Here is a 24,184-nt window from a genome sequence, read left to right as displayed (position 1 = left end):
GACTGTGAATGCGCCCAGTCGGGAACGACGGGGCGTGGGACAGTGTTGTGGAGGGCAGACGAGCGAGAGGAGCACACACATGGCTGATCGGAGTCTCCGCGGCATGCGGCTCGGGAGTCAGAGTCTCCAGAGCGAAGAGGGCGTCGAGCTCTCGGACCGCAAGCGCGCGGTCTACCAGACCGATTCGGGGGAGACCTTCGACATCGTCTTCTCCGCTGACGCAGACGTGCCCCAGACCTGGTCGGAGCCACGCTCCGGCCGCGAAGGACGCCTGCTCGGTGACGACGGCATCCCCGTCGAGGTCGCAGCAGAGGACGTCAAGGCGCCCCGCACCCACTGGGACATGCTGCTCGAGCGTCGCTCGCGCGAGGAACTCGAGGAGCTCCTCGAGGAGCGCCTGCAGGTCCTCCGTGCACGACGCGGTGCCTGACACCACCACCTGACGAACGACGATGCCCGCCCCGGTTCCCCGGGGCGGGCATCGTCGTTCGTGGTGGTGCGGGTCAGCGTCGGCCGGAGCCGTCGCTGGTGCGGTGTCCCGACGCTTCGTCGTTCGGGTGCTGCGCGGCGTCGGTCTGCGGGGCCGGTGCGTCGTCGACCTTCTCGGCGGTCGCGTCGTCGGCGGCTGCGAGGTGCGCGTCGACGCTCCGGTTCGACTCGGCCAGTCGTGCGTCGAGGTCGGACTCGGGGACGATGTCCGCGGCGGTGGCGTCCGCACGCGGCATGGTCGTGCCGGCGGACCCGGCAGCGGCGGTGTTCGCCAGGCTCTCGTTCGCGAGCTTGGAGATGCGGGAGAGGAAGTCCCCGCCCGAGCCGGCGCCGGCGACCGGGCCGCTGCCACTGCGTCCGCCGGAGAAGCCCTTCGCGATGCCGGACAGTGCCTCGGTGAACTCGCTCGGGATCATCCAGAGCTTGTTCGCGGTGCCCTCGGCGATCTTCGGGAGCATCTGCAGGTACTGGTACGAGAGCAGCTTGTCGTCGGGGTCACCGGTGTGGATGGCCTCGAAGACCGTGGCGATGGCGGAGGCTTCACCCTCGGCGCGGAGCACCTGGGCCTTGGCGTCACCCTCGGCCGCGAGGATGGCGGCCTGCCGCTGCCCCTCGGCCTCGAGGATCTGCGACTGCTTGGTGCCCTCGGCCTGCAGGATCGCGGCACGACGGCTCCGCTCGGCACGCAGCTGCTGCTCCATGGCGTCCTGGATGGACACGGGCGGCTCGATCGCCTTGAGCTCGACACGGCCGACGCGGATGCCCCACTTGCCGGTCGCTTCGTCGAGCACGACCCGGAGCTGACCGTTGATGTTGTCGCGGCTGGTCAGGGCCTCTTCGAGGTTGAGGCCACCGACGACGTTGCGGAGCGTGGTGGTGGTGAGCTGCTCGACGGCGCCGAGGTAGTTCGCGATCTCGTACGTCGCCGCGCGGGCGTCGGTGACCTGGAAGTACACGACGGTGTCGATGGAGACCACGAGGTTGTCCTCGGTGATCACCGGCTGCGGCGGGAACGACACGACCTGCTCACGCATGTCGAGCAGGGGCCGCAGGCGGTCGATGAACGGCACGAGCAGGTTCAGGCCCGGCGAGAGCGTCTTGTGGTACTTGCCGAGGCGTTCCACGATGCCCGCGGTGGCCTGCGGGACGATGCGGATCGCCTTGGCCAGGACGACGATCACGAAGATGACGACGACGAGGATCAGGACGAGCAGTGCGATCGTCCCGGGTGTGATGGTCACGAGGTGGCCCTTTCTGCGAGGCGCACGACCGCGGTCGACCCCTCGATCGACTCGACGACCACGGGGGTGCCGAGTGGCGGTGTGCGGTCGATGGCGCCCACGGCGAACCGCGCGCTCCAGGTCTCGCCGTTGGCCAGGCGGACCTGACCGGGAGCAGATGATGTGAACGCGACGGCGACGGTGCCGGGGAGCCCGATGAGCCCCTCGATGTTCGTGCGGTGCGGGTCGGCGCCTCGGCCGAGCATGAGCAGCAGGCGCGGTCGCACGAGCGACAGCAGCACGAGCGCGAGCACGGCGGAGATGATGGCGGACAGCCACCACGGGGCGCCGAGCAAGGCGGCGATCAACCCACCGGCGGCTCCGGCCGCGAGCATGATGAAGATGAAGTCGAGGGTGAAGATCTCGACCACTCCCAGCAGCAACACGAGTCCGATCCAGACGATGGTCTGGATCCAATCGATTCCGTTCACGCGATCTCCCTCCCTCGGTCGCGCGCCGTGGCTCGCAGCGTCGCGACGGCCGGTACAACTCCGTTCAACATATCAGGAGGGTCGGTCGGCCGTGCAGGCGATTGGTAGGCTCGATGCGGCCGACCGGCCGGAACACGACCTGGAGAACACGACTGTGAGCAACCCCCTCGCCCCCGGATCCCTCACCGACACGCGCGCCGTCGTCACCGGCTCGTCGCGCGGCATCGGCGCCGACACCGTCGGGTACCTGGCCGAGGCCGGCGCCAAGGTCGTCGTGAACTACCGCAACAAGGCCAAGCGCGCCGAGCAGATCGCCGAGAAGGTCGTCGCAGCCGGTGGCTCCGCCCTGGCGATCGGCGCCGACCTGACCGACCACGAGTCGGTGCAGGCGCTCGTCGACACCGTCGTGCAGGAGTGGGGCGGCATCGACCTGCTCGTCCTGAACGCCTCGGGCGGCATGGAGTCCGGCCTCGGCGAGGACTACGCGCTCCGCCTGAACCGCGACGCGCAGGTCGACATGCTCCAGACCGCCGTGCCGCACATGCCCGCCGGGTCGCGCGTCGTCTTCGTCACGAGCCACCAGGCCCACTTCGTCGAGACCGCCGAGACGATGGACGAGTACGTTCCCGTCGCCAAGAGCAAGCGCGCCGGCGAACTCGCCCTGCGTGAGCTCATCCCGCAGCTCGAGGCCGCCGGCATCGAGTTCGTCGTCGTCTCCGGCGACATGATCGAGGGCACGATCACCGCGACCCTGCTGAACCGCCTGAACCCCGGCGCGATCGAGGGCCGCCGGCAAGAGGTCGGCAAGCTCTACAGCGTGTCGGAGTTCGCGGCCGAGATCGCCCTCGCCGCGATCGATCCGATCCCCGCCGACCACACCAAGCTCGTCGGCGACGTCAGCGGCTTCGTCGGCTAGCGTCGGGCGGGTGACTGCCAAGCCCGGCCTGCGCCGAACCTCCCGCATCATCCTGCTCGACCCCGAGGGTCGCGTGTTCCTGATGGACACGAACTCGCCGTCGTCGGACGGCGCGCACCGGTGGATCACGCCGGGTGGCGGGGTCGACCCCGGCGAGGACCACCGCGACGCGGCGATCCGCGAGCTGCGCGAGGAGACCGGCATCGTCATCGACGACCCGGGCGAGCCGGTCTGGTCCTGGGACTTCACCGTCGAGTGGGACCTTGCCGACCACGACCGCGGCCACAGCGAGTTCTACGTCGTGCGCACCCCGGGCTTCGAGTTGTCGGACGCCGAGTGGACCGACGACGAGCGGGTCGACATCCTCGCGTCGCGCTGGTGGACTGCCGACGAGCTCGACGCCACCGACGAGCCGTTCGAACCGGCGGAGCTGCCGGAGCTGGTGCGTCGGTTCGCCGTGAGCTGACCCGGCCGTCGTCTGACCCGGCCGTCGTCTGCACGGTGCCGGGTCCGTCGGCCGGTGCGGGGTTGGTGGTGTGGTGCGCGCTTGTGGCGCTGCACAGTGCGTGGAACCGCGCACGGGGTGAGAAGGTCCGCACGGTGCTGACGGGAGGCCCGGTGCGGGCCTGACCCGTGCCTCCCGTCCGGTGGTGGGTTGCGTCCAACGCACGGTGCCGGCTCCGTCGGCCGGTGCGGGGTTGGTGGCGTGGTGCGCGCTTGTGGCGCTGCACGGTGCGTGGAACCGCGCACGGGGTGAGAAGGTCCGCACGGTGCTGACGGGAGGCCCGGTGCGGGCCTGACCCGTGCCTCCCGTCCGGTGGTGGGTTGCGTCCAACGCACGGTGCCGGGTCCGTCGGCCGGCGCGGGGTTGGTGGCGTGGTGCGCGCTCGTGACGCTGCACGGTGCGCGGAAGCGCGCACGGGGTGAGAAGGTGCGCACGGTGCGCGGAACCGCGCACCGGGTGAGCAGGCGTGCATGGTGCCGGGTTGTCTTGTCGGTGTCGGTACCCGCCGGTACGCTGATCGACATGCATACCAGTTCCGGTGACGACGCCGCCCAGAGCCGGAGCGTGCACGCCGCCGACGGCCACGACCGGATCCGCGTGCGCGGTGCCCGCGCCAACAACCTGCAGGGGATCGACGTCGACCTGCCGAAGCGTCGACTCACGGTGTTCACCGGTGTGTCCGGGTCCGGCAAGAGCTCGCTCGTGTTCGGCACCGTCGCCGCCGAGTCGCAGCGGATGATCAACGAGACGTACAGCGCCTTCGTGCAGGGCTTCATGCCGTCGCTCGCACGACCCGACGTCGACCTGCTCGACGGCCTGACCACCGCGATCGTCGTCGACCAGGAGCGCATCGGCGCCGACCCGCGGTCGACCGTCGGCACCGCCACCGATGCGAACGCGATGCTGCGGGTGCTCTTCAGCCGTCTGGGCGACCCGCACGTGGGTGGTCCGAACGCGTTCTCGTTCAACCTGGCGACGGTCACCGCCGGGGGAGCGATCACCGTGCAGAAGGGCAAGGACGCCAAGGCCGAGAAGGTCTCGTTCACCCGGCTCGGTGGCATGTGCGCCGACTGCGAGGGGCGCGGGCTCGTCAACGACATCGACCTGACGCAGCTGTTCGACGACTCGAAGGCGCTCGGCGACGGGGCGATCACGATCCCCGGCTACGGCACCGACGGGTGGAACGTCCGGATGTACGCGGAGTCCGGGTACTTCGACAAGGACACCCCGATCCGCGACTTCACCGAGCAGGAGCGCGCCGACTTCCTGTACCGCGAGCCCACGAAGCAGAAGATCGCCGGCATCAACATGACGTACGAAGGGCTCGTTCCCCGGGTGCGCCGCTCGATGCTGCAGAAGGACCGCGAGGCGATGCAGCCGCACATCCGCGCCTTCGTCGACCGTGCGGTGACCTTCACGACGTGCCCGGCGTGCGGTGGCACCCGGTTGAACGACATCGCCCGCTCGTCGAAGATCGCGGGCCGGAGCATCGCCGACGTCTGCGCGATGCAGATCACCGACGTCGTCCCGTGGCTGCGGGCCATCGACGACCCCGGCGTCGCGCCGCTGCTCGACGGCCTCCGCGACCTGCTCGAGTCGTTCGTCGAGATCGGTCTCGGCTACCTCTCGCTCGACCGCCCGACCGGCACGCTGTCCGGGGGAGAGGGGCAGCGGGTCAAGATGGTGAAGCACCTCGGGTCGTCCCTCAGCGACGTCACGTACGTCTTCGACGAGCCGAGCACCGGGTTGCACCCGCACGACATCGAGCGGATGAACGGCCTGCTGCTGCGGCTGCGCGACAAGGGCAACACCGTCCTCGTGGTCGAGCACAAGCCCGAGGTGATCGCGATCGCCGACCACGTCGTCGACCTCGGCCCGGGCGCCGGCTCCGGCGGCGGGACGCTCTGCTACCAGGGTCCGGTGCAGGGGCTGCGGGGGAGCGGGACCATCACCGGTCAGCACCTCGACGACCGCGTCTCGGTGAAGACCGCCGTCCGCCGGTGCGACGGGGCGATCGCGATCCGCGGTGCGTCGGCACACAACCTGCACGACGTCGACGTGGACGTCCCCACCGGGGTGCTCACCGTCGTGACGGGCGTCGCCGGTTCCGGCAAGAGCACGCTGATCCACGGTTCGCTCGCGCATCGCGAGGGTGTCGTGGCCATCGACCAGAGCGGGATCCGCGGCTCCCGACGCAGCAACCCGGCGACCTACACCGGGCTGCTCGAACCCATCCGCAAGGCGTTCGCGAAGGCCAACGGCGTGAAGCCCGCGCTGTTCAGCGCGAACTCCGAGGGCGCGTGCCCCGCGTGCAACGGCGCCGGTGTCGTCTACACCGACCTCGGGATGATGGCGGGCATCGCCACCCCGTGCGTGGAGTGCGACGGCAAACGGTTCGACCAGTCGGTGCTCGGGTACCAGCTCGGCGGCAAGGACATCAGCCAGGTCCTGGGCATGTCCGTCGCCGAGGCCGTGGCGTTCTTCGCCGACGGTCCTGCCGCGCTACCTGCTGCGCACACGATCCTGGCGCGCCTGGCCGACGTCGGACTCGGTTACCTGACCATCGGGCAGCCGCTCACGACGCTGTCGGGCGGAGAACGGCAGCGCCTCAAGCTCGCGACGCACCTCGGCGAGCCGGGCGGCATCGTCGTGCTCGACGAACCGACCACCGGACTGCACCTGGCGGACGTCGCCCAGCTGCTCGGGTTGCTCGACCGCTTGGTGGACTCGGGCAAGACCGTCGTGGTGATCGAGCACCACCAGGCCGTCATGGCGCACGCCGACTGGATCATCGACCTCGGGCCCGGCGCGGGGCACGACGGCGGCCGGATCGTGTTCGAGGGCACGCCCGCCGACCTCGTCGCCGCTCGCTCGACACTGACCGGCCAGCACCTGGCGACGTACGTCGGCGTCTGAAGCAGGGGACAGGTTCGTGCGCAGAACCTGAACGTTGCCGGTGCGATTCGGATAGCGTTTGATCGACGCTCACGATCGGCTACCCGGCCTGGATCGGCGTCCTGATCGAAGGAGCTCCCATGTCCAACCCCGGCAACGCGCCCGCTCAGTCCAACACCTTCGGTGTCGTCTCCCTGGTGCTCGGCATCGTCGGCGTCGTCGGCGGCATCTTCATCGCCCTGATCGGCATCATCGCCGGCATCATCGGGCTCGTGCTCGGCATCCTGGCGCGCAAGCGTGGGGGCAGCCGCGGCACCGTCCTCGCCGGCATCATCCTGTCGGCCGTCGCGATCGTCATCGGCATCGTCGGCTACATCCTGACGGCGGTCATCCTCACCCAGTCGTGATGGAGCGCGTTCGCGGGCGCACTCGGTGCGTCCGCGGGCGTGCATCGTGAGCAGAAGAGGTCGAGTCCGCCATCCGGACTCGACCTCTTCTGCTCACCCGATGGCTTCGCGCCCGGTCCGGTCACCGGCGGTTCGCCCTTCGGCGAGGAACCCGGTGAAGGCAGCGCGCACACGGTCGAGGTCCGGCTCGAGCCCGGTGATGTGTCGGAGGCTCGCGACCGCCTGCCCGACGGCCATCCAGCCACCGTCGACCACCCGGCATCCGGCCGCACGTGCCGACCGGACGAGCGGCGTCTCGAGCGGGAAGTAGACGGCGTCGGAGACCCAGGCGCCTCGGGGGAGCAGCGCGGGGTCGAAGGCCTGCCGCGGGTCGTCGTTCATGCCGAGCGGTGTCGCGTTGACGGCTCCGTCCGCCGTCGCGAGTACCTCGTCGGCATCGGTCATCGCCAGGACACGGGCGTCGACGGGGGAGTCGGTCGGTGGCTCGAGCGTCGCGACGAGCGCCTCCGTGCGGCCGACGTCCGCATCGACGACGTCGAGCCGCCGGACACCGAGTCCGACGAGCGCGTGGGCGATCGCCGAGCCGGCACCGCCGGCACCGAACTGCACGACGTGCTGCCCGGCGACCGATCCGAGGCCGCGTTCCACGGCGATCCGGAAGCCGGTCTCGTCGGTGTTGTACCCGATGCGGTGGCCGTCGCGGAACAGCACGAGGTTGACCGCACCGATCCGGGCAGCGCGCGGATCGAGCGCGTCGAGCAACGGGACGACGGCCTGCTTGCAGGGGTGCGTGACGTTGACCGCGCGGTACCCCTCGGCCTCGGCGGTGGCGAGCAGTTCCGGTAGATCGGCCGCAGTCCGGCCCACCATGTCGAGGTCGAGAAGACGGTACTCGTAGTCGAGTCCGAGCAGCCGGCCCTCTGCTTCGTGCATCAGGGGAGTCAGCGACCGCTGCAGTCCGACGCCGATCAGCCCGACGAGCGTTTGCGGCATCGTTCCTCCCGTGGCGTCGACCGGCCATCCGACAGTAGCGCGCCGTGCACGGAGCCCCGATACGTCATCAGCGCGGTGAGCGTACCGTCCGGCGCATGAGCTACAGCCAGCCAGACCCAGCCGAAGAGACCACCCAGAGCGAGACGCCGGAGCAGCCGGACACCGACCAGGAGAACCTGGAAGAACAGGGCGGTGAACCGGCGGCGCTCGAGATCGACGCCGACGACGTCCCGACGAAGCCCGTCGACTGACACTGTCGCCCGACGATGTGCTTCGTGAGCAGGAAAGGTCGGGTCCGCGCGTGGGACCCGACCTTTTCTGCTCACGAAACGCTCTGGTGCCGCTCGTACCTGTGCGCCGATAATGCATATTATGTCAACTCAGATCCGGACAGCGGCTCCCCGTGCGTGAACTCGTCCTGAAGATGTCGATGTCGTTGGACGGCTTCGTGGCCGCTCCCCGAGCTGAGTCGGACTGGATGTTCCGCGGCGGGAGTCCGGACTCGATGGCTTGGGTGCTCGACGTCGTCGCTGGTGCGGGCGTGCACGCCTTCGGCCGCAAGACCTTCGAGATCATCTCAGGTTTCTGGCCGACGGCGCCCGGGCCGATCGCCGAACCGATGAACCGGATCCCCAAGGTCGTCTTCACCACACAGCGCGACTTCGATCCACGCTCGGTGCCGGTCCCCGACCCCGACTCCCCCGCGGCGGCGACCTGGACGGGTGCACGAGTCGCAGCCGGACCGCTCGAAGCCGAGGTGACAGCGCTGAAGCAGGAGTCCGGTGGGTACGTCCTCGCGCAGGGCGGGACGGAGTTCGGTCGCAGCCTGGTCCGGGCTGGTCTGGTCGACGAGTACCGGCTAGCGGTCCTGCCCGTCGCGCTCGGGTCAGGCGATGGCGTGTTCGCCGACCTGACGGACGAGCTCGATCTCGAACTGATCAGCTCTCAGGCCTTCGCCGGCGGCGCGCTCGGACTGGTGTACCGACCGAAGCGCTGAGCAGGTCAGAAGACGGCGACGGTCATCCCGGCCGACGTGGCGGGACGGTCCATGGCGACGATCGCGCCGGGCAGGTCGTCGAAACCGATCGTCCGACCGATCGAGTCGTCCGGACGCAGTCGCCCGGTGACGACGTCGGCGAGCATCGCCGCGTACTCCCCCACGGAGATGCCGTGGCTGCCGAGCAGTTCGAGTTCATCAGCGATGACGCGGCCCATCGGGATCACCGGCTCGGCTTCGTCGTCGAGCAGCAGGCCGACCTGCACGTGACGTCCCCGAGGGCGCAGGGAAGCGACCGCTGCGACTGAGGTCGCTCGACTGCCGAAGGCGTCGATCGAGACGTGCGCGCCGCCGTCGGTGCGAGCGCGGACCGCGGCGACTGCCGCTCCGTCCATCGGCACGGTGACGGCGCCGAGTGCCGCGGCACGTTCGAGCGCCGCCGGCGAGACGTCCACCGCGACGACCTGTGCGCCCGCCGCGACCGCGACGATGATCGTCGACAGACCGACGCCGCCGCAGCCGAACACGACCACCCACTCCCCTGCGGCGACCCGACCTCGGGCGTGCAGGGCGTGGTACGCCGTCCCGAACCGGCACCCGAGCGCCGCGGCTTCGGCGAAGCCCACGGCGTCCGGGAGCGCGACCACGTTGACGTCGGCGTGCGGGATGACGACCGACTCGGCGTGGGAACCGGGCAGCGTGAATCCGGGTTGCTGCTGGCGCGTGCACACCTGGGTGGCGCCGTCGACGCACTCCGGGCACGTCCCGCAGGCGAACACGAAGGGCGCGGTCACCCGGTCACCGACCGAGACCCGGGTCACCGCGTCCCCGACGGACGTGACGACACCGGCGAACTCGTGCCCGGGGACGTGCGGCAGCGAGACGGAGTCGTCGTGCCCCTTCCAGGCGTGCCAGTCACTGCGGCACACCCCGGTGGCCGCGACCCGGACGACGACACCGTGGTCCGGTGCCACCGGATCGGGCAGGTCGACGATCGACGGGGCGGATCCGAACTGGTCGTACTGGACTGCGCGCATCCCGCCATCGTCCCAGACGGTGGTGCCGCGTTGTCCACAGGCGACGGATTGGCCGTTGCCCGACGATGGCGACCGCCGGTTCACTGGTCCCATGGACGAACCGACCGCACTGCACTTCTCCGCCGACCCCGCCGACCTCGACGTCGACCGCGTGCACCGCTGGCTCAGCGAGCAGTCGTACTGGGCGCGGGGTCGCAGTCGTGCCACCCAGGACGCGATCATCGCCGGGTCCCGCAACTTCGGCGTCTACGACACGGCGACGGGTGCGCAGCTCGGGTACGCCCGGGTGATCACCGACGGGGTGACGTTCGGCTGGCTGGCCGACGTCTTCGTCGATCCGGACGCTCGTGGCCGTGGTGTCGGCGTCGCCCTCGTGCAGGGCGTGACCGAGGCGATCGAGCCACTCGGGTTGAAGCGGTTCGCCCTGTTCACCGCGGATGCGCACGGACTGTACGAGCGGTTCGGGTTCCGTCCGCTCCCCGACCCGGAAGGCTGGATGATGCGCCCCGGGCCGGGGTTCGGCGCCGACGTGCACGACTGAGCCGGACGCCGTGACCTCAGTACTCGATGCGGCCGTCCCGGTTGTGGAACTCGCCGGTGGGCCCGTCCGGCCCGACGGTGGCGAGTGCGACGGTCGCGTCCGTGCCCTCGGTGATCGTCTGGTGGCCACCGAACCCGTTGAACTCGGTGGCGGTGTACCCGGGGTCGCTGACGTTGACGCGGAACCCCGGCAGGTTCTTCGCGTACTGCACGGTCAACGCGATCACCGCGGCCTTCGACGCGGCGTAGGGCACCGCCGGCACCGCGTACTCGTCGTGGCCCGGGGTCGTCAACCAGCGGGCGAACCCGACGCCCGAGGCGACGTTCACGATCACGGGGTGGTCGGATGCCCGCAGGAGCGGGAGCGCTGCCTGCGTCACCCGGACGATGCCGGTGACGTTGGTGTCGAGCACGGTGGCCATCGCGGCGGAGTCGAGGTCGTCGACGCCGAACGACGTCCCGAGGATGCCGGCGTTGTTCACGAGCACGTCGAGGACGGGGATGGTCGCGATCGCGGCGTCGATGCTGTCCTGGTCGGTCACGTCGAGCTGGACCACCTGGGCACCGAGGGCGCGTGCTTCGTCGCCGGTGGACGGATCGCGCATGCCGGCGTACACGGTGTGGCCCGCGTCGACCAGGCGGCGGACGGTCTCGAGCCCCAGGCTGCGGTTGGCTCCGGTGATGAGTGTCGTTGTCATGCCCCCACTCTCCGCCCGAGCGGCTGACTCCCCCAGGCACCGTGCGACGGTGGGACCAGCAGTACCAGGACGGACGGGAGGCGCGGGGCCAGGATGGTGGACATGAGCGAGTTCGCGAGTGTGTTGCGTTCCTGGCGCGACCGCGTCCGTCCCGAAGAGGTCGGCCTGCCGGCCGGGCCCGGCCGACGGACCCCGGGTCTCCGTCGCGAGGAGCTCGCCGCGCTCGCCGGGGTGAGCGTCGACTACGTCGTCCGGCTCGAGCAGGGCCGCGCGCTGAACCCCTCACCGCAGCTCCTCGGCGCGCTCGCCACGGCGCTCCGGCTCACCGCGGCCGAGCGCGACCACCTGTGCCGGGTCGCGGGCGTCGCTCCCCCGTCGCTCCAGGTCGTCCCGCGGCACATCACACCCGGGGTGCAGCGGCTCGTCGACCGGCTCGGCGACGTCCCGATCGCGGTGTTCACGGCGACGCACGACATCGTGCTGTGGAACGACCTGTGGGCTGCGCTGAACGGTGACCCGTCCCGGGCGGCCGGGATCGAGCGCAACCTGGTGTGGCGGCACTTCATGCACGCGCACGACGGTGTCGAGTGGGACGACGAGCACCAGGAGGAGTTCTCGAGCGACCTCGCAGCGGACCTCCGGCAGGCATCCGGCCGCTACCCCGCCGACCGCGACCTGGCCGAACTCGTCGCGCGGCTGCGCCGGGAGTCGCCCGAGTTCGAACGTCGCTGGGACACCGGTCGCATCGCCGAGCACCGGGCGAGCCGCAAGCAGGTGCACACGCCCGTCGGGCCGATCGAGATCGACTGCGACGTGCTGACGGTGCCGGGCGGAGACCTGCGGATCGTCGTCTACACCGCGGTTCCCGGAACTGAGGACGCCGCCAAGCTCGACCTGCTGCGCGTCACCGGCCTCCAGCAGTTCACGACGGCGTCGTAGAGCATCCAGCACCAGCACCCTGCCGGTGGAGCGTCGGCCGGGTGCGCGTGCAAGAATCTGCGCATGGATGCAGATAGTAGGTGTGGCCGACACGTCGACAGTGAGTACGTCGAGCTGGCGGTCGAGGTCTTCAGCATGCTCGCCGATGCCACGCGGGTGCGGATCGTCCTGGCGCTCTCCGACGGCGAGCTGCCCGTGAACGACCTCGCCGCGCAGGTCGGCAAGTCGCCGGCAGCGGTCTCGCAGCACCTCGCCAAGCTGCGCCTCGCCCGCGTGGTCGCGACCCGGCACGAGGGCACGCGGGTCTTCTACCGCCTCACGAACGAGCACGCTCGCCAGCTCGTGTCGGACGCGATCTTCCAGGCCGAGCACCAGCTCGACGGGACCCCCGCCCACCACCACGACGGAGCCTCTCGTGCCGACCGCCCTGCATAGTCGCGGCGTCCAAGCGGCGCTGCTCTCCGCGGTGCTCTTCGGTGCAGGGACACCCGCGGCGAAGATCCTCCTCGACACGGTCAGCCCGTTCATGCTCGCCGGACTGCTCTACACGGGTTCGGGACTCGGGCTCGGCCTCATCCGGATCGTCCGACGCGCTCCGCGCGTGCACCTCGCCAGGGACGAGCAGTTGCCCCTCGCCGGAGCGATCCTCTTCGGCGGCGTCCTCGGACCGGTCCTCCTGCTGATCGGCCTCGTGAACATGCCCGCCTCAGGGGCATCGCTGCTGCTGAACGCGGAAGGCGTGGCGACGGCACTGCTGGCCTGGTTCGTGTTCCGTGAGAACTTCGACCGCCGCATCGCCCTCGGCATGCTCGCCATCGTCGCCGGCGCCGTCGTGTTGACCGTCCCGGCCGGGATCGAGTTCGTCAGCGCCTGGCCGTCGTTGGCGATCCTCGGCGCATGCTTGTCATGGGGCATCGACAACAACCTCACGAGGAAGGTCGCCATCCACGACGCGTCCTGGCTCGCCGCCGTCAAGGGCGGTGTCGCCGGGCCCGTGAACCTGCTCCTGGCCTCCCTGCTCGGCGCGCAGCTGCCGGCCATCGGGAACGTCGTCGCCGCGATGGTGGTGGGCTTCTTCGCGTACGGCGTGAGCCTGGTGCTGTTCATCGTCGCACTCCGCCACGTCGGCACCGCCCGCGCCGGCGCGTACTACTCGGTGGCCCCCTTCTTCGGCGCCGTCCTCGCGATCGTGCTCGGCGAACCCGTGACCGTGCCCTTGGTCATCGCCGGCGTCCTCATGGCCGTCGGGATCTGGCTCCACCTCACCGAGCGACACGAGCACGAGCACACCCACGAAGCCGTGACCCACGACCACTGGCACCACCACGACGAGCACCACCAGCACGAGCACGCCGAACCCGTCGCGGTCGGCACGTGGCACCGACACACGCACACTAACGAACCGATCACCCACACCCACGAGCACTACCCCGACAGCCACCACCGCCACTCCCACTGAGGTGTCTCGGTCGACGACCGGCCGTCAGGCACCACGACGCCCCCGGCCGGCGCCGAGGGCGTCAGTCAGCCGCGATCTCGCGCCATCCCCACCTCGGTGTTCCGGGTACCGACGGCAACGCCGTGCGGTGCGGCCGCTTCGATCCGTCCGAGCTCACTCGTGGAGAGGACGACGTCGGCGGCGGCGACGTTCTCCTCGACCCGAGATGCCTTCGTGGTGCCCGGGATCGGGACGGTTCCTGCCTGGATCAGCCATGCGAGAGCGAGCTGGGCGGTGGTGACGCCCTTCTCGTCGGCGATGACCTTGAGTGCGTCGACGACGCGGAGGTTCGCATCGATGGCTTCGTCGGAGAACCGTGGGAGGTTCCGGCGGGCATCGCCCTCGGGGAGGTCGTCCTTGCGGGTGACCGCACCGGAGAGGAATCCGCGGCCGAGCGGAGAGAACGGTACGAAGCCGATCCCGAGTCCTGAGGCGGCGTCGAGGACGCCGTTGTGCTCGGCGTCGCGCTCGAACAGGCTGTACTCGGATTGGATCGCGGTGATCGGGAAGGTCGCGTGCGCTCGGCGCAGTGTTGCGGCGGAGGTCTCCGAGACGCCGATGTACCGGGCCTTCCCGGCGGTGACCGCGTCGCTCATCGCCCCGATGGTGTCCTCGATCGGGACGTTCGGGTCGGCACGGTGCAGGTACCAGAGGTCGACGTGGTCGGTTCCGAGGTGCCTGAGGGAGCGGTCGATCGCGCGACGGGCATGCTCCGGGGAGCCGTCGAGGCCGATCGGTGTGCCGTCATCCGTGAAGTCCGTCGCGAACTTCGACGCGACGACCACCCGGTCACGGTCAGCGCCGAGGGCCCGTCCGACCAGCCGCTCGTTCTCGAACGGCCCGTACGCCTCAGCCGTGTCGAACAGCGTGATCCCGAGGTCGAGCGCCCGGCGGATGGTCTCGACCGAGCCGGACTCGGTCGCGCCGCCGTAGAACGCGCTCATCCCCATGCACCCGAGCCCCATCGCGGACGTGACGAGGCCCTGAGAGCCGAGAGGAATCTGCTGCATGCGTGTGCTCCGTTCGCCGCCGGATCGTTCCGGACAACCTGACCTTCCACCCTGGTGCGCACACCATGTCAAGCGCGGTACTCGATCCCGTGCTCCTTCCCGAAGTCCGCGTCGACGAGCCCGTCACGATCAGCGCCGCCGCAGGCCTGCTCGGCATCACCGTCGACACCGTCCGCTACTACGAGAAGGAAGGCATCGCGCCGGCTCCTGATCGTGGGCAGGACGGGTGGCGCCGCTACGACACGGCTGCGCTGAGCTGGCTCGCCGGGACGGTGATGCTCCGCGGTACGGGGATGAGCGTGCAGGAGATGCGCGAGTACGCGGCCGCGTACCGGGCCGGCGCCGACGATGCCGAGCGTCTTGCGCTCCTCGAACGACACCATGCGACCGTCCTCGCCCGGCAGGCCGAAGTCCAGCGGCACCTGGCCGCGCTGGAACGGAAGATCGACGCGTACCGCCGGACCATCGCTGCAAGGCGGCCCGAGACCGCGGAATCGACGGGTCCTTCGATGAGCGGTCGGAGCCATCCGGCACAGGCGGAAGGCTAGCTCCCCCGGAGCGCTTCCTCGTCCGCCGCGACGTCCTTCTGCACCGCGAACTGGGTCCGGTGCAACTCCTCGTACCGTCCGCCGACGGCCAGCAGTTCCTCGTGGGTCCCACGCTCGACGATCGAACCGTCCTCGACCACCAGGATCAGGTCCGCGCTGCGGATGGTCGACAGTCGGTGGGCGATCACCATCGCCGTCCGCCCCTCGAGCGCCTCGCTGAGCGCAGCCTGCACGGCCGCCTCGGATGTCGAGTCCAGCGCCGCGGTGGCCTCGTCGAGGATGACGACGCGCGGCTGGGCGAGCAGGAGCCTGGCGATGGTCATCCGCTGGCGCTCGCCGCCGGACAGCCGGTAGCCGCGCTCGCCGACCATCGTGTCCAGCTGGTCCGGCAGGGAGCGGATGAGCGGTTCGAGCCGCGCGCGCCGGACGGCGTCCCACACTTCGTCCTCGGTCGCCTCGGGCCGTGCGAGGCGCAGGTTGGAGCGGATGGTCTCGTGGAACAGGTGGCCGTCCTGCGTCACCATCCCCATGGTGTGTCGCATGGAGGCGAACGTGACGTCGCGGACGTCCGACCCGGCGAGTCGTACGGCGCCGCTGTCGACGTCGTACAGGCGGGAGAGCAGCTGCGCGATCGTGGACTTGCCCGCTCCGGAGGTGCCCACGAGGGCCACGGTCTGCCCCGGCTCGATCCGGAACGAGACACCGTGCAACACCTCGTCACCGCCGCGGGTGTCCAGCGTGGAGACCTCCTCGAGCGAGGCGAGGGACACCTTGTCCGCCGAGGGGTACGCGAAGCGGACGTCGTCGAACTCGACCGCCACCGGGCCGTCGGGGACGGTGCCGGCGTCGGGCTTCTCCTGGATGAGCGGTTCGAGGTCGAGGACCTCGAAGACGCGCTCGAAGCTGACCACCGCGCTCATGATCTCCACCCGGGCGTTCGCGAGGCTGGTCAGCGGCGCGTACAGGCGGGTGAGCAGGAGGGCCAGCGTCACCACGTCGCCCGTGTTCAGCTGGCCACCGAGTGCGAGGGCGCCGCCGACCCCGTAGACGAGCGCGAGGGCGAGCGCGGAGACCAGGGTGAGGGCGGTCACGAAGACGAACTGCAGCAGGGCACTCCGCACCCCGATGTCGCGGACGCGGGCGGCGCGCACCCGGAACTCCTCTGCTTCCTCGTCGGGCCGGCCGAACAGCTTCACGAGGGTGGCGCCCGGCGCGGAGAAGCGCTCGGTCATCTGCGTGCTCATGGCGGCGTTGTGGTCGGCGGCCTCGCGACGCAGCGCGGCGAGGCGGCTGCCCATGCGCCGCGCAGGCACGAGGAAGATCGGGAGCATGACGATCGCCAGGACCGTCACGAGCCAGGACGTGCTGAGCATGACGGTCAGGGTGAGGATCAGCGCCACGAGGTTCGTGACCACGCCGGACAGCGTGCCGCTGAAGGCCTGCTGCGCGCCGATCACGTCGTTGTTGAGGCGGCTGACGAGGGCACCCGTGCGTGTGCGGGTGAAGAAGGCGATCGGCATCTTCTGCACGTGGTTGAAGACGGCGGTCCGGAGGTCTAGGATCACGCCTTCGCCGATGCGTGCGGAGAACCAGCGCGTGGCGAGCGACACGCCTGCGTCGCCCACGGCGACCAGGGCGATGACGACCGCGAGCCAGGTGATCGTGCTGAGCGCGCCCCGGGCGACGATGACGTCGACCACCCGGCCGGCGAGCACCGGTGTCGCGACCGCGAGGACCGCGCCCACGACGGAGAGGACGATGAAGACCACCAGCTTGGCCCGGTAGGGCACTGCGAACGTCATGATCCGCCGCACCGACTCGCGCGAGATGCCGTGCTTGCCGTCCTTGGCGGTCGAGATCTTGTACAGCGAGCTCCAGGCCACGCCTTCCATGCTCATGGCAGTCAGGATACGTCGGTCCCCGTGCGCCTCAGACCGCGGTGAACACCAACGAGGCGTTCTGCCCACCGAACCCGAACGAGTTGTTCAGCGCCGCACGCATGGTCGCGGTCCGAGCCGTCCCCGCCACCACGTCCAGGTCGATCGCCGGGTCCTGGTGCTGCAGGTTCAGCGTCGGCGGCACGACCCCGGTCTCGAGCGCCCGGACCGTCAGGATCGCCTCGACCGCTCCCGCCGCGCCGAACATGTGCCCGATGGCGCTCTTCGGCGCGGTGACGAGTGCACCGGTCCCGAGAGCGCGACCGATCGCCGCTGCCTCACCGACGTCCCCGACCGGGGTCCCGGTCGCGTGCGCGTTGACGTGGTCGATGTCCGCACCGGTGAGCCCGGCCATCCGGATCGCCGCCGTCATCGCGCGCTCCTGCTCGCTGCCGTCCCCGAGCGGGGCGGTGATGTGGAACGCGTCCGACGTGATCCCCCACCCGGCGAGCGTCCCGTGCGACCGCTGTGCGCGGGCGGCGGCGTGCCCGGCCCGTTCCAGGACGACGAACCCGGCGCCCTCGCCGAGCACGAACCCGCGGCGGTCGGCGTCGAACGGTCGCGACAACGTGGTGGGGTCGTCACCGTCGGGCTTCGCGAGGGCCTGGGACTGCGCGAACGAGGCCATGGTGACCGGGGTGACCGCCGCTTCGGTGCCGCCCGCGATGACGACGTCGGCCTCCCCCGTGACGATGAGCCGCGCGGCCGTCGCGATCGCCTCGGCACCGGACGCGCACGCCGAGACGGTCGTGTACGCACCGGCGCGGGCGCCGTACTCGATGCTGATCTGCGCCGCGGCCCCGTTGGCCATGAGCATCGGGACGGTCCGGGGCGACACCCGACGCGCGCCCGAGGCGCCGAGCACGTCGTGTGCATCGAGCAACGTCTCCACTCCCCCGATGCCGGTCCCGACGACGACGGCCAGGCGGTGGCCTTCCACCGCGGGCGCGCCGGCGTCGGCCCAGGCCTCGCCGGCGGCGACGAGCGCGAGTTGCTGGCTGCGGTCGAGTCGGTTCGCCCGGACGCGACCGAGTACGGACTCGGCGTCGAGCGCTGCGTCGGCGCCGACCATGATCGGCACCCGTTCCCAGAGCTGCCCGTCGCGGTGCAGCTCGTGCACGCCGGAGCGTCCGGCGACCAGGGCGTCCCACAGCGGCGCGACGCCGTGGCCGAACGGGGAGACCGCGCCGTAGCCGGTGATGGAGATGTCCACGAGTGCTCCTTCTTGTACGTTGAACAAGTGGAGTTGTACCACGTACAATTCGGAGATGGCAACCACCGACGGCACCGGGACGACCCGCGGCGCAGCGACCCGGGCGAGGATCCTCGCCGCGACCGCCGGACTCCTCAGCGCAGGGGCAGCCGGTGGCGCGGGCGGAGCGAGCACCGCACGCGCCGGTGACGCGGGCGGAGCGAGCACCGCACGCCACGCCGCCACCGTCAGCGAGATCGCCCGTGCGGCCGGGGTCTACCCGAACCAGATCACGCACCACTACGGCTCGAAGGACCGCCTCGTCCTCGACGCCGCCTTCGCGCTCTTCCTCCGCGACACCACGCGCCTGCAGGCAGCCGGTCGGCGCGCCGGGTCCGCCGACGCGTTCCGTCAGGTGCTCGCACGCACCGCGCTCGCCATGCCGTCGACACTCCTCGTCGTGCGCGCGCTGGCCGCCGCCGGTGACGACGACGCCCAGCGGGAGCGCGTGCGACTCCTGCTCGCAGTCCTGTTCCGGCAGTCGGAGCGCTACCTCGAGCGCGTCGTCGCCGAGCACGGCTGGACGAGTCCGAGCGGTGTCGGCCGTGATGCCCGGACGTTCTGGAGCGCGGTGTTCGGCGCGACGCTCCTGGCCGACGCGGGCGTGACCGGCGGGCCGTCGGACCTCGACCTGGCCGGCACGGTGTCCATCCGCTGAGCGCGGGAGACGAGCCGCGACGCCTACTCGCCGAAGCCGCTCCGCACCAGCTCCACCAGTGCGTCGACCGCGACCTGCGCATCGGTCCCGCTCGCCTCGATCGACACGGTGGCGCCCTTCGGGAGCGCCAACGCCATGATCGCCAGCAGGCTCTTCGCGTCCACGCCGTTCACGCGCACCGCTGCGTCGTACTTGGCTGCCGTCTTCACGAACTCCGCCGCGGGGCGGGCGTGCAGGCCGGTCTCGTTCACCAGTTCGACGCTCTCGGACGCGGCCACGTCGTCGACGCTGGCCGCCCCGTCACCCGGCCCCGTGCCTCCCGGCTGGTCACCGGACGGACGGGAGGCGCTGCTCGCGTCGTCCGCGGACCCTGCGGCGGACGCCGCGGCAGCGAGCACTGCCTCGGCGTCACCACCCGTCTGGGCCGCGACGGCCGCGGCGACCGCGCCCTCGACGAGGGGAGCCTGCGAGACGTGCACGCGTGCGCGGACGTCGTCGTCGAGGAAGTCGAGCGCCGTGTCGGTGGTCAGGTAGGCCGAACCGAGGTCGCACAGGACCACGACGGCGTCGGCGTCGGCGAGCTCCTCGATGCCGGCGGTGATCGCCTCGAACGACGTGCCGATGCCGCCGTCGTCGGTCCCACCGGCAGCGACGAGCGGTACGTCGGCCGCCATCTGTCGGGCGAGTTCGACGGTGCCGGAGGCGATCGCGGCGCTGTGCGAGACGATCAGGATGCCGACGGTCACGCGGCGGAACCCGTCGTCGCGTCCACCGCGGCGCGCAGGATGTACGCCGTCGACTGCGCACCCGGGTCGCGGTGCCCGACGGCACGTTCGCCGAGGTAGCTCGCACGCCCCTTGTGGGCGACGAGCGGTTCGGTGGCCTCGGCGCCCGAGGCGGCGGCGTCGGCCGCGGCGGCGAGCACCGCTGCCGGGTCGTCACCGGCGGCGGCGGCAGCGGTGGCGGCGTCGACCGCGGGGGTCCAGGCGTCCACCATCGTCTTGTCGCCGACGGCGGCCTTGCCGCGCGAGACCACGCCGTCGCGGGCTGCGGCGAGCACGGCGACGAGCGTGTCGGCGTCGAGCTCGGTCGCGTCGCCAGCAGCCTGGGCTGCCTTCAGGTACGCGGTGCCGAACAGCGGGCCGGCGGCGCCGCCGACGGTCGAGATGAGCTTCGTCGCGACCGTCTTGAGCACGGCGCCGGGCGTGTCGAAGGACCCGCCGTCGATGGCCTCGAGCACGGCGCGGAAACCGCGGTCGAGGTTCTCGCCGTGGTCCCCGTCACCGATCTCGCGGTCGAGTGTGACGAGTTCGGCCCGGTGTTCGTCGATCGTCGCAGCGGTGCGACGGACCCAGTCGATGGCCCATTCGGTGTCGAGCGCCAATGCGGTTCCCTTCGTGTTCCCGGCCCGGTGGGCTCGGTGTCGTGGTCGGTGGTCGAGCGGTCGATGTCGGCTGCTCAGCGACCCCAGCGCAGTGCTGGGGTCTCCACCGGTGCGTCCCAGAGTGCCGTGAGTTCCTCGTCGAGCACCGTGACGGTGATCGAGAACCCCTGCATCTCGAGGGACGTGACGTAGTCGCCGACCAAACTACGCGTGACGTCGTACCCGCGGTCCGTCAGCACCTCGGCGGCGCGGCGGTAGGCGATGTACAGCTCGGACAGCGGCGTGCCGCCCATGCCGTTGACGAGCAGGAGCAGCTTCGAGCCGGCCGGGGCGTCGAGGTCGGTCAGGATCGGTTCGAGCACACGGTCGACGAGCTGGTCGGCCGGTGCCATCGGGATGCGCTCGCGCCCGGGCTCGCCGTGGATGCCGATGCCGAGTTCGACCTCGTCGTCGGCGAGCGTGAAGGACGGCTCCCCCGCGTGCGGCACGGTGCCGGACGCCAGGGCCAGGCCCATCGACCGCGTGACGTCGTTGACGTGGCGGGCGATCGCGGCGACGGCGTCGAGGTCGTCACCGCGCTCGGCCGCGGCACCGGCGCACTTCTCGACGACCACGGTGCCGGCCACGCCGCGGCGACCGGCGGTGTAGAGCGAGTCCTGCACGGCGACGTCGTCGTCGACCACGACGGCCTCGACGCGGATGTCGTCCATCTCGGCGAGCTCGGCGGCGGTCTCGAAGTTCAGGACGTCGCCGGTGTAGTTCTTCACGATGTGCAGGACGCCCGCGCCGCCGTCGACGGCCTTGGTGGCCGCGACGATCGGGTCGGGGGTCGGACTCGTGAACACCGGGCCCGGGACGGCGGCGTCGAGCATGCCGTACCCGACGAAGCCCGCGTGCAGCGGCTCGTGTCCGCTGCCGCCGCCACTGACGATGCCGACCTTGCCGGCGACGGGTGCGTCGGAGCGGTGCAGGTGGATCGGGTCCTCGACCAGGACGACGTGTCCGGCGTGTGCCCGGGCGAATCCCCGGACGGTCTCGTCGACCACGGCCTGCGGGTCGTTGATGAGCTTCTTCATGCGCGTGCCTCCACGGGTACGGGGCCGAGCCGAGGCGAACTGCACACCGCCGTCGTCGACCGGAGTGCGCCCAATCTACATCCGACGCCCGGGCGCTCGTTCGTCCGGTCTGCACGTTCGTGCAGTGCGATGGGGACGCGTCACCGGCTCGCGATCCCCCGCAGCGCACGCCGGTTGCACGTTCGTGCACGATCCCGGACTTCCCTCAGGAATTCATCGCCGCGTCGTTCGCCTCGTCACTAGGCTCGGCCTCAATCACTCAACGGGGAGTGCGGCGCAGCACCACCGGACCCCCACCTCACGCACTGGAGGTCACCGATGGACGACATCGGCGTCAAGTTCCTGTCCGAGCTCGTCGGTACAGCGATGCTCATCATCCTGGGTGGCGGTGTCGTCGCCGCCGTCTCCCTCACGAAGTCGAAGGGCTTCGGGGCCGGCTTCCTCATGGTCACGATCGGTTGGGGCTTCGCGGTCTTCGCCGGCGTCCTCGTGTCCTACAAGTCGGGCGGCCAGCTCAACCCGGCCGTCAGCCTCGCCCAGGCCATCCTCGGCAACATCAGTGTCGGCACGATGCTCATCTACTGGCTCGCGCAGATGATCGGCGCGGTCATCGGTGCCGTCATCGTCTGGCTCGCCTACAAGCAGCACTTCGACGAGGAGCCCGACGCCGCTGCGAAGCTCGGCGTCTTCTCCACCGGCCCCGCGATCCGGTCGTACGGCTGGAACGTCGTGACCGAGATCATCGGCACCTTCGTGCTCGTCTTCGTCATCCTCGCGATGACGAACGGCAAGGCACCTGCCGAACTCGGCGCCGTCCCCGTCGCCTTCCTCGTGATCGCGATCGGTGTCAGCCTCGGTGGCCCGACCGGCTACGCCATCAACCCGGCCCGTGACCTCGGCCCGCGCATCGCCCACGCCTTCCTGCCCATCAAGGGCAAGGGCTCGAGCGACTGGTCGTACGCCTGGGTGCCGGTCGTCGGACCGCTCGTCGGCGGTGCACTCGCCGCCGTGCTGTCGCTCGCGCTGCTGCCCGTCGTCAGCTGAACCAACCCAACCCCGGGGTGAGCGGCCCGCGATCGCGGGCCGCCCACCGCACCGAACACCCGTAAGGAGCACCAATGGCCGACTACATCGTCGCCATCGACCAGGGCACGACCTCCACCCGAGCGATCGTCTTCGATCACTCCGGCTCGATCATCTCGACCGGGCAGAAGGAGCACGAGCAGATCTTCCCGCGCGCCGGGTGGGTCGAGCACGACCCCGCCGAGATCTGGGACAACACCCGCGAGGTGATCGGTCAGGCACTGTCGCGTGCCGACATCACGCGTCACGACGTCGCCGCCGTGGGCATCACCAACCAGCGCGAGACCGCCGTCGTCTGGGACAAGACCACCGGCAAGCCGATCTACAACGCGATCGTCTGGCAGGACACCCGCACGCAGTCGATCGTCGACAAGCTCGCCGACGGTGACACCGACCGCTACAAGGCCATCGTCGGCCTCCCGCTCGCGACGTACTTCGCCGGCACCAAGATCATGTGGATCCTCGAGAACGTCGAGGGTGCGCGTGAGAAGGCCGAGGCCGGGGACCTGCTCTTCGGCACCACCGACACCTGGGTCCTCTGGAACCTGACCGGTGGCGTCGACGGCGGCGTCCACAAGACCGACGTCACGAACGCGTCCCGCACGCTGTTCATGGACCTCGAGACGCTCCAGTGGCGCGACGACATCCTCGCCGATTTCGGTGTGCCGAAGTCGATGCTCCCCGAGATCGTCAGCTCCTCCGAGGTCTACGGCCACGTCGAGTCGTCCAACCTGCTCCGCGAGGTCCCGATCGCGGGCATCCTCGGCGACCAGCAGGCCGCGACCTTCGGCCAGGCGGCGTTCGACCAGGGCGAGTCGAAGAACACCTACGGCACCGGCAACTTCCTCATCTTCAACACCGGTACCGAGATCGTCCGCTCCGAGAACGGCCTGCTCACCACCGTCGGCTACAAGCTCGGCGACCAGGAGACGCACTACGCACTCGAGGGCTCGATCGCCGTCACGGGTTCGCTCATCCAGTGGCTCCGTGACAACCTCGGTCTCATCGGCAGTGCGCCGGAGGTCGAGGCACTGGCCAAGACCGTCGAGGACAACGGCGGCGTGTACTTCGTGCCGGCGTTCTCCGGGCTCTTCGCGCCGTACTGGCGTCCGGATGCTCGCGGAGCCATCGTCGGCCTGACCCGCTACGTCAACAAGGGGCACATCGCACGTGCGGCCCTCGAGGCGACGGCGCTGCAGACCCGCGAGGTCCTCGACGCGGTGAACGCCGACTCGGGCGTGGACCTGACCGAGCTCAAGGTCGACGGCGGCATGACCGCCAACAACGAGCTCATGCAGTTCCAGGCCGACATCCTCAACGTGCCGGTGGTGCGTCCGGTCGTCGCCGAGACGACGGCGCTCGGCGCGGCCTACGCGGCCGGTCTCGCGGTGGGCTTCTGGGCCAACCTCGACGAGCTCCGTGCCAACTGGCAGGAGGACAAGCGTTGGGAGCCGCAGCTCGACGCTGCGGAGCGCGAGCGCACGCTCCGTCTCTGGAAGAAGGCCGTCACGAAGACCTTCGACTGGGTCGACGAGGACGTCCAGTAGCGACGCACGCGCACGCTGACCGCGTGCACTGAACGCACCGACGGGAGGCCCGGTGCCGGTTCCA

The 24,184-nt window shown here is 70.5% G+C and carries 26 protein-coding genes; 15 read left to right on the top strand and 11 right to left on the bottom strand.

The features are described from left to right. Positions 1 to 79: 79 nt before the first annotated feature. Positions 80 to 430, top strand: coding sequence for an RNA polymerase-binding protein RbpA (locus tag EDF51_RS02755; protein WP_111084006.1), 351 nt, complete (start codon positions 80 to 82; stop codon positions 428 to 430). A gap of 73 nt (positions 431 to 503) precedes the next feature. Here the strand turns inward: EDF51_RS02755 and EDF51_RS02750 are convergent, their stop codons facing one another. Both EDF51_RS02750 and EDF51_RS02745 read right to left on the bottom strand, forming a co-directional pair. Then, positions 504 to 1,730, bottom strand: coding sequence for an SPFH domain-containing protein (locus EDF51_RS02750; protein ID WP_133936607.1), 1,227 nt, complete (start codon positions 1,728 to 1,730; stop codon positions 504 to 506). Further along, entirely contained in the window at positions 1,727 to 2,200 is a 474-nt protein-coding gene (locus EDF51_RS02745; RefSeq protein ID WP_235035827.1) for an NfeD family protein, read from the bottom strand. Before EDF51_RS02745 ends, EDF51_RS02750 begins: the two co-directional genes overlap by 4 nt. A 154-nt stretch (positions 2,201 to 2,354) precedes the next feature. Here EDF51_RS02745 and EDF51_RS02740 point away from each other — a divergent pair, with 154 nt between their 5' ends. The 4 genes from EDF51_RS02740 (at position 2,355) to EDF51_RS02725 (ending at position 6,923) form a co-directional block, all read left to right on the top strand. Continuing rightward, positions 2,355 to 3,116, top strand: a complete 762-nt coding sequence (locus tag EDF51_RS02740) for an SDR family oxidoreductase (protein WP_133936608.1) — start codon at positions 2,355 to 2,357, stop codon at positions 3,114 to 3,116. A gap of 10 nt (positions 3,117 to 3,126) precedes the next feature. Then, a complete protein-coding gene (locus EDF51_RS02735; protein WP_131880141.1) occupies positions 3,127 to 3,582 on the top strand; it encodes an NUDIX domain-containing protein in 456 nt (151 codons plus the stop codon). Positions 3,583 to 4,143: 561 nt separating this feature from the next. Then, on the top strand, positions 4,144 to 6,537 hold the full coding sequence (locus tag EDF51_RS02730; protein WP_131880139.1) for an excinuclease ABC subunit UvrA: 2,394 nt from the start codon (positions 4,144 to 4,146) through the stop codon (positions 6,535 to 6,537). Positions 6,538 to 6,656: 119 nt separating this feature from the next. Continuing rightward, positions 6,657 to 6,923, top strand: a complete 267-nt coding sequence (locus tag EDF51_RS02725) for a hypothetical protein (RefSeq protein ID WP_123294405.1) — start codon at positions 6,657 to 6,659, stop codon at positions 6,921 to 6,923. A gap of 93 nt (positions 6,924 to 7,016) precedes the next feature. Here EDF51_RS02725 and EDF51_RS02720 read toward each other — a convergent pair whose 3' ends face one another. Further along, positions 7,017 to 7,916 (bottom strand): shikimate dehydrogenase, encoded by a 900-nt coding sequence (locus EDF51_RS02720; protein WP_131880137.1) that lies wholly within the window; start codon positions 7,914 to 7,916, stop codon positions 7,017 to 7,019. A 95-nt stretch (positions 7,917 to 8,011) separates the two neighbouring features. Between EDF51_RS02720 and EDF51_RS19760 the strand changes: the two genes are divergently transcribed. Both EDF51_RS19760 and EDF51_RS02715 read left to right on the top strand, forming a co-directional pair. Next, positions 8,012 to 8,167, top strand: a complete 156-nt coding sequence (locus EDF51_RS19760; protein ID WP_159571359.1) for a hypothetical protein — start codon at positions 8,012 to 8,014, stop codon at positions 8,165 to 8,167. A gap of 152 nt (positions 8,168 to 8,319) precedes the next feature. Further along, a complete protein-coding gene (locus tag EDF51_RS02715) occupies positions 8,320 to 8,913 on the top strand; it encodes a dihydrofolate reductase family protein (RefSeq protein ID WP_133936609.1) in 594 nt (197 codons plus the stop codon). Between the two features lie 5 nt (positions 8,914 to 8,918). Here the strand turns inward: EDF51_RS02715 and EDF51_RS02710 are convergent, their stop codons facing one another. Further along, entirely contained in the window at positions 8,919 to 9,950 is a 1,032-nt protein-coding gene (locus tag EDF51_RS02710) for an alcohol dehydrogenase catalytic domain-containing protein (protein ID WP_133936610.1), read from the bottom strand. Positions 9,951 to 10,041: 91 nt separating this feature from the next. Here EDF51_RS02710 and EDF51_RS02705 point away from each other — a divergent pair, with 91 nt between their 5' ends. After that, positions 10,042 to 10,491, top strand: a complete 450-nt coding sequence (locus EDF51_RS02705) for a GNAT family N-acetyltransferase (RefSeq protein WP_123938006.1) — start codon at positions 10,042 to 10,044, stop codon at positions 10,489 to 10,491. Between the two features lie 16 nt (positions 10,492 to 10,507). On the opposite strand, the gene EDF51_RS02700 is transcribed toward EDF51_RS02705, so the two are convergent. After that, positions 10,508 to 11,188: an SDR family NAD(P)-dependent oxidoreductase gene (locus EDF51_RS02700; RefSeq protein WP_133936611.1), complete on the bottom strand. Its 681-nt coding sequence runs from the start codon at positions 11,186 to 11,188 to the stop codon at positions 10,508 to 10,510. A 102-nt stretch (positions 11,189 to 11,290) separates the two neighbouring features. Here EDF51_RS02700 and EDF51_RS02695 point away from each other — a divergent pair, with 102 nt between their 5' ends. The 3 genes from EDF51_RS02695 (at position 11,291) to EDF51_RS02685 (ending at position 13,586) form a co-directional block, all read left to right on the top strand. Beyond that, on the top strand, positions 11,291 to 12,127 hold the full coding sequence (locus EDF51_RS02695; protein WP_133936612.1) for a helix-turn-helix transcriptional regulator: 837 nt from the start codon (positions 11,291 to 11,293) through the stop codon (positions 12,125 to 12,127). 63 nt (positions 12,128 to 12,190) lie between these two features. Beyond that, positions 12,191 to 12,562, top strand: a complete 372-nt coding sequence (locus EDF51_RS02690; RefSeq protein WP_131880125.1) for a metalloregulator ArsR/SmtB family transcription factor — start codon at positions 12,191 to 12,193, stop codon at positions 12,560 to 12,562. Continuing rightward, the gene (locus tag EDF51_RS02685; protein WP_131880123.1) at positions 12,543 to 13,586 is read left to right on the top strand and encodes a DMT family transporter; all 1,044 of its coding nucleotides are present in this window, start codon (positions 12,543 to 12,545) and stop codon (positions 13,584 to 13,586) included. The genes EDF51_RS02690 and EDF51_RS02685 overlap by 20 nt, the downstream gene beginning before the upstream one ends. Before the next feature lie 65 nt (positions 13,587 to 13,651). Here the strand turns inward: EDF51_RS02685 and EDF51_RS02680 are convergent, their stop codons facing one another. Continuing rightward, complete coding sequence (locus EDF51_RS02680; protein ID WP_131880121.1) at positions 13,652 to 14,635, bottom strand: aldo/keto reductase; 984 nt, start codon at positions 14,633 to 14,635, stop codon at positions 13,652 to 13,654. A gap of 89 nt (positions 14,636 to 14,724) precedes the next feature. On the opposite strand from EDF51_RS02680, the gene EDF51_RS02675 reads away from it, so the two are divergent. Further along, positions 14,725 to 15,183, top strand: a complete 459-nt coding sequence (locus EDF51_RS02675) for a MerR family transcriptional regulator (protein ID WP_166673173.1) — start codon at positions 14,725 to 14,727, stop codon at positions 15,181 to 15,183. Here the strand turns inward: EDF51_RS02675 and EDF51_RS02670 are convergent. After that, entirely contained in the window at positions 15,180 to 17,081 is a 1,902-nt protein-coding gene (locus EDF51_RS02670) for an ABC transporter ATP-binding protein (protein WP_123938013.1), read from the bottom strand. The genes EDF51_RS02675 and EDF51_RS02670 overlap by 4 nt on opposite strands. A 31-nt stretch (positions 17,082 to 17,112) precedes the next feature. Beyond that, positions 17,113 to 18,333, bottom strand: a complete 1,221-nt coding sequence (locus EDF51_RS02665) for a beta-ketoacyl-[acyl-carrier-protein] synthase family protein (RefSeq protein ID WP_133936614.1) — start codon at positions 18,331 to 18,333, stop codon at positions 17,113 to 17,115. Between the two features lie 55 nt (positions 18,334 to 18,388). Between EDF51_RS02665 and EDF51_RS02660 the strand changes: the two genes are divergently transcribed. Further along, the gene (locus EDF51_RS02660; protein WP_133936615.1) at positions 18,389 to 19,030 is read left to right on the top strand and encodes a TetR/AcrR family transcriptional regulator C-terminal domain-containing protein; all 642 of its coding nucleotides are present in this window, start codon (positions 18,389 to 18,391) and stop codon (positions 19,028 to 19,030) included. Positions 19,031 to 19,053: 23 nt separating this feature from the next. Here the strand turns inward: EDF51_RS02660 and dhaM are convergent, their stop codons facing one another. The 3 genes from dhaM to dhaK form a co-directional block, all read right to left on the bottom strand. Further along, entirely contained in the window at positions 19,054 to 19,776 is a 723-nt protein-coding gene (gene dhaM / locus EDF51_RS02655; RefSeq protein WP_133936616.1) for a dihydroxyacetone kinase phosphoryl donor subunit DhaM, read from the bottom strand. Next, positions 19,773 to 20,414 (bottom strand): dihydroxyacetone kinase subunit DhaL, encoded by a 642-nt coding sequence (gene dhaL / locus EDF51_RS02650; protein ID WP_133936617.1) that lies wholly within the window; start codon positions 20,412 to 20,414, stop codon positions 19,773 to 19,775. The genes dhaM and dhaL overlap by 4 nt, the downstream gene beginning before the upstream one ends. 74 nt (positions 20,415 to 20,488) lie before the next feature. Continuing rightward, positions 20,489 to 21,490 carry a dihydroxyacetone kinase subunit DhaK gene (gene dhaK / locus EDF51_RS02645; protein WP_133936618.1) on the bottom strand — a complete coding sequence of 334 codons (1,002 nt, stop codon included), beginning with the start codon at positions 21,488 to 21,490 and terminating at the stop codon, positions 20,489 to 20,491. Positions 21,491 to 21,808: 318 nt separating this feature from the next. Between dhaK and EDF51_RS02640 the strand changes: the two genes are divergently transcribed. Together EDF51_RS02640 and glpK are read left to right on the top strand one after the other, a co-directional pair. After that, entirely contained in the window at positions 21,809 to 22,534 is a 726-nt protein-coding gene (locus EDF51_RS02640) for an MIP/aquaporin family protein (protein WP_123294418.1), read from the top strand. Positions 22,535 to 22,608: 74 nt separating this feature from the next. After that, positions 22,609 to 24,120, top strand: coding sequence for a glycerol kinase GlpK (gene glpK, locus EDF51_RS02635; protein ID WP_111084025.1), 1,512 nt, complete (start codon positions 22,609 to 22,611; stop codon positions 24,118 to 24,120). The last annotated feature ends 64 nt before the right edge of the window (positions 24,121 to 24,184 follow it).

It is taken from the genome of Curtobacterium sp. PhB25 (assembly GCF_004365375.1).
Classification (GTDB): domain Bacteria; phylum Actinomycetota; class Actinomycetes; order Actinomycetales; family Microbacteriaceae; genus Curtobacterium.
This window is presented reverse-complemented; position numbering and strand designations above follow the sequence as displayed.

Bases quoted from the DNA above. Each gene is read 5' to 3' on its own strand.
- glpK (WP_111084025.1), top strand. From the start codon at position 22,609: ATGGCCGACTACATCGTCGCCATCGACCAGGGCACGACCTCCACCCGA.
- EDF51_RS02720 (WP_131880137.1), bottom strand. From the start codon at position 7,916: ATGCCGCAAACGCTCGTCGGGCTGATCGGCGTCGGACTGCAGCGGTCG.
- EDF51_RS02640 (WP_123294418.1), top strand. From the start codon at position 21,809: ATGGACGACATCGGCGTCAAGTTCCTGTCCGAGCTCGTCGGTACAGCG.
- EDF51_RS19760 (WP_159571359.1), top strand. From the start codon at position 8,012: ATGAGCTACAGCCAGCCAGACCCAGCCGAAGAGACCACCCAGAGCGAG.
- EDF51_RS02660 (WP_133936615.1), top strand. From the start codon at position 18,389: ATGGCAACCACCGACGGCACCGGGACGACCCGCGGCGCAGCGACCCGG.
- EDF51_RS02710 (WP_133936610.1), bottom strand. From the start codon at position 9,950: ATGCGCGCAGTCCAGTACGACCAGTTCGGATCCGCCCCGTCGATCGTC.
- dhaK (WP_133936618.1), bottom strand. From the start codon at position 21,490: ATGAAGAAGCTCATCAACGACCCGCAGGCCGTGGTCGACGAGACCGTC.
- EDF51_RS02730 (WP_131880139.1), top strand. From the start codon at position 4,144: ATGCATACCAGTTCCGGTGACGACGCCGCCCAGAGCCGGAGCGTGCAC.
- EDF51_RS02725 (WP_123294405.1), top strand. From the start codon at position 6,657: ATGTCCAACCCCGGCAACGCGCCCGCTCAGTCCAACACCTTCGGTGTC.
- EDF51_RS02690 (WP_131880125.1), top strand. From the start codon at position 12,191: ATGGATGCAGATAGTAGGTGTGGCCGACACGTCGACAGTGAGTACGTC.
- EDF51_RS02670 (WP_123938013.1), bottom strand. From the start codon at position 17,081: ATGAGCATGGAAGGCGTGGCCTGGAGCTCGCTGTACAAGATCTCGACC.
- EDF51_RS02695 (WP_133936612.1), top strand. From the start codon at position 11,291: ATGAGCGAGTTCGCGAGTGTGTTGCGTTCCTGGCGCGACCGCGTCCGT.
- EDF51_RS02680 (WP_131880121.1), bottom strand. From the start codon at position 14,635: ATGCAGCAGATTCCTCTCGGCTCTCAGGGCCTCGTCACGTCCGCGATG.
- EDF51_RS02705 (WP_123938006.1), top strand. From the start codon at position 10,042: ATGGACGAACCGACCGCACTGCACTTCTCCGCCGACCCCGCCGACCTC.
- EDF51_RS02755 (WP_111084006.1), top strand. From the start codon at position 80: ATGGCTGATCGGAGTCTCCGCGGCATGCGGCTCGGGAGTCAGAGTCTC.
- EDF51_RS02700 (WP_133936611.1), bottom strand. From the start codon at position 11,188: ATGACAACGACACTCATCACCGGAGCCAACCGCAGCCTGGGGCTCGAG.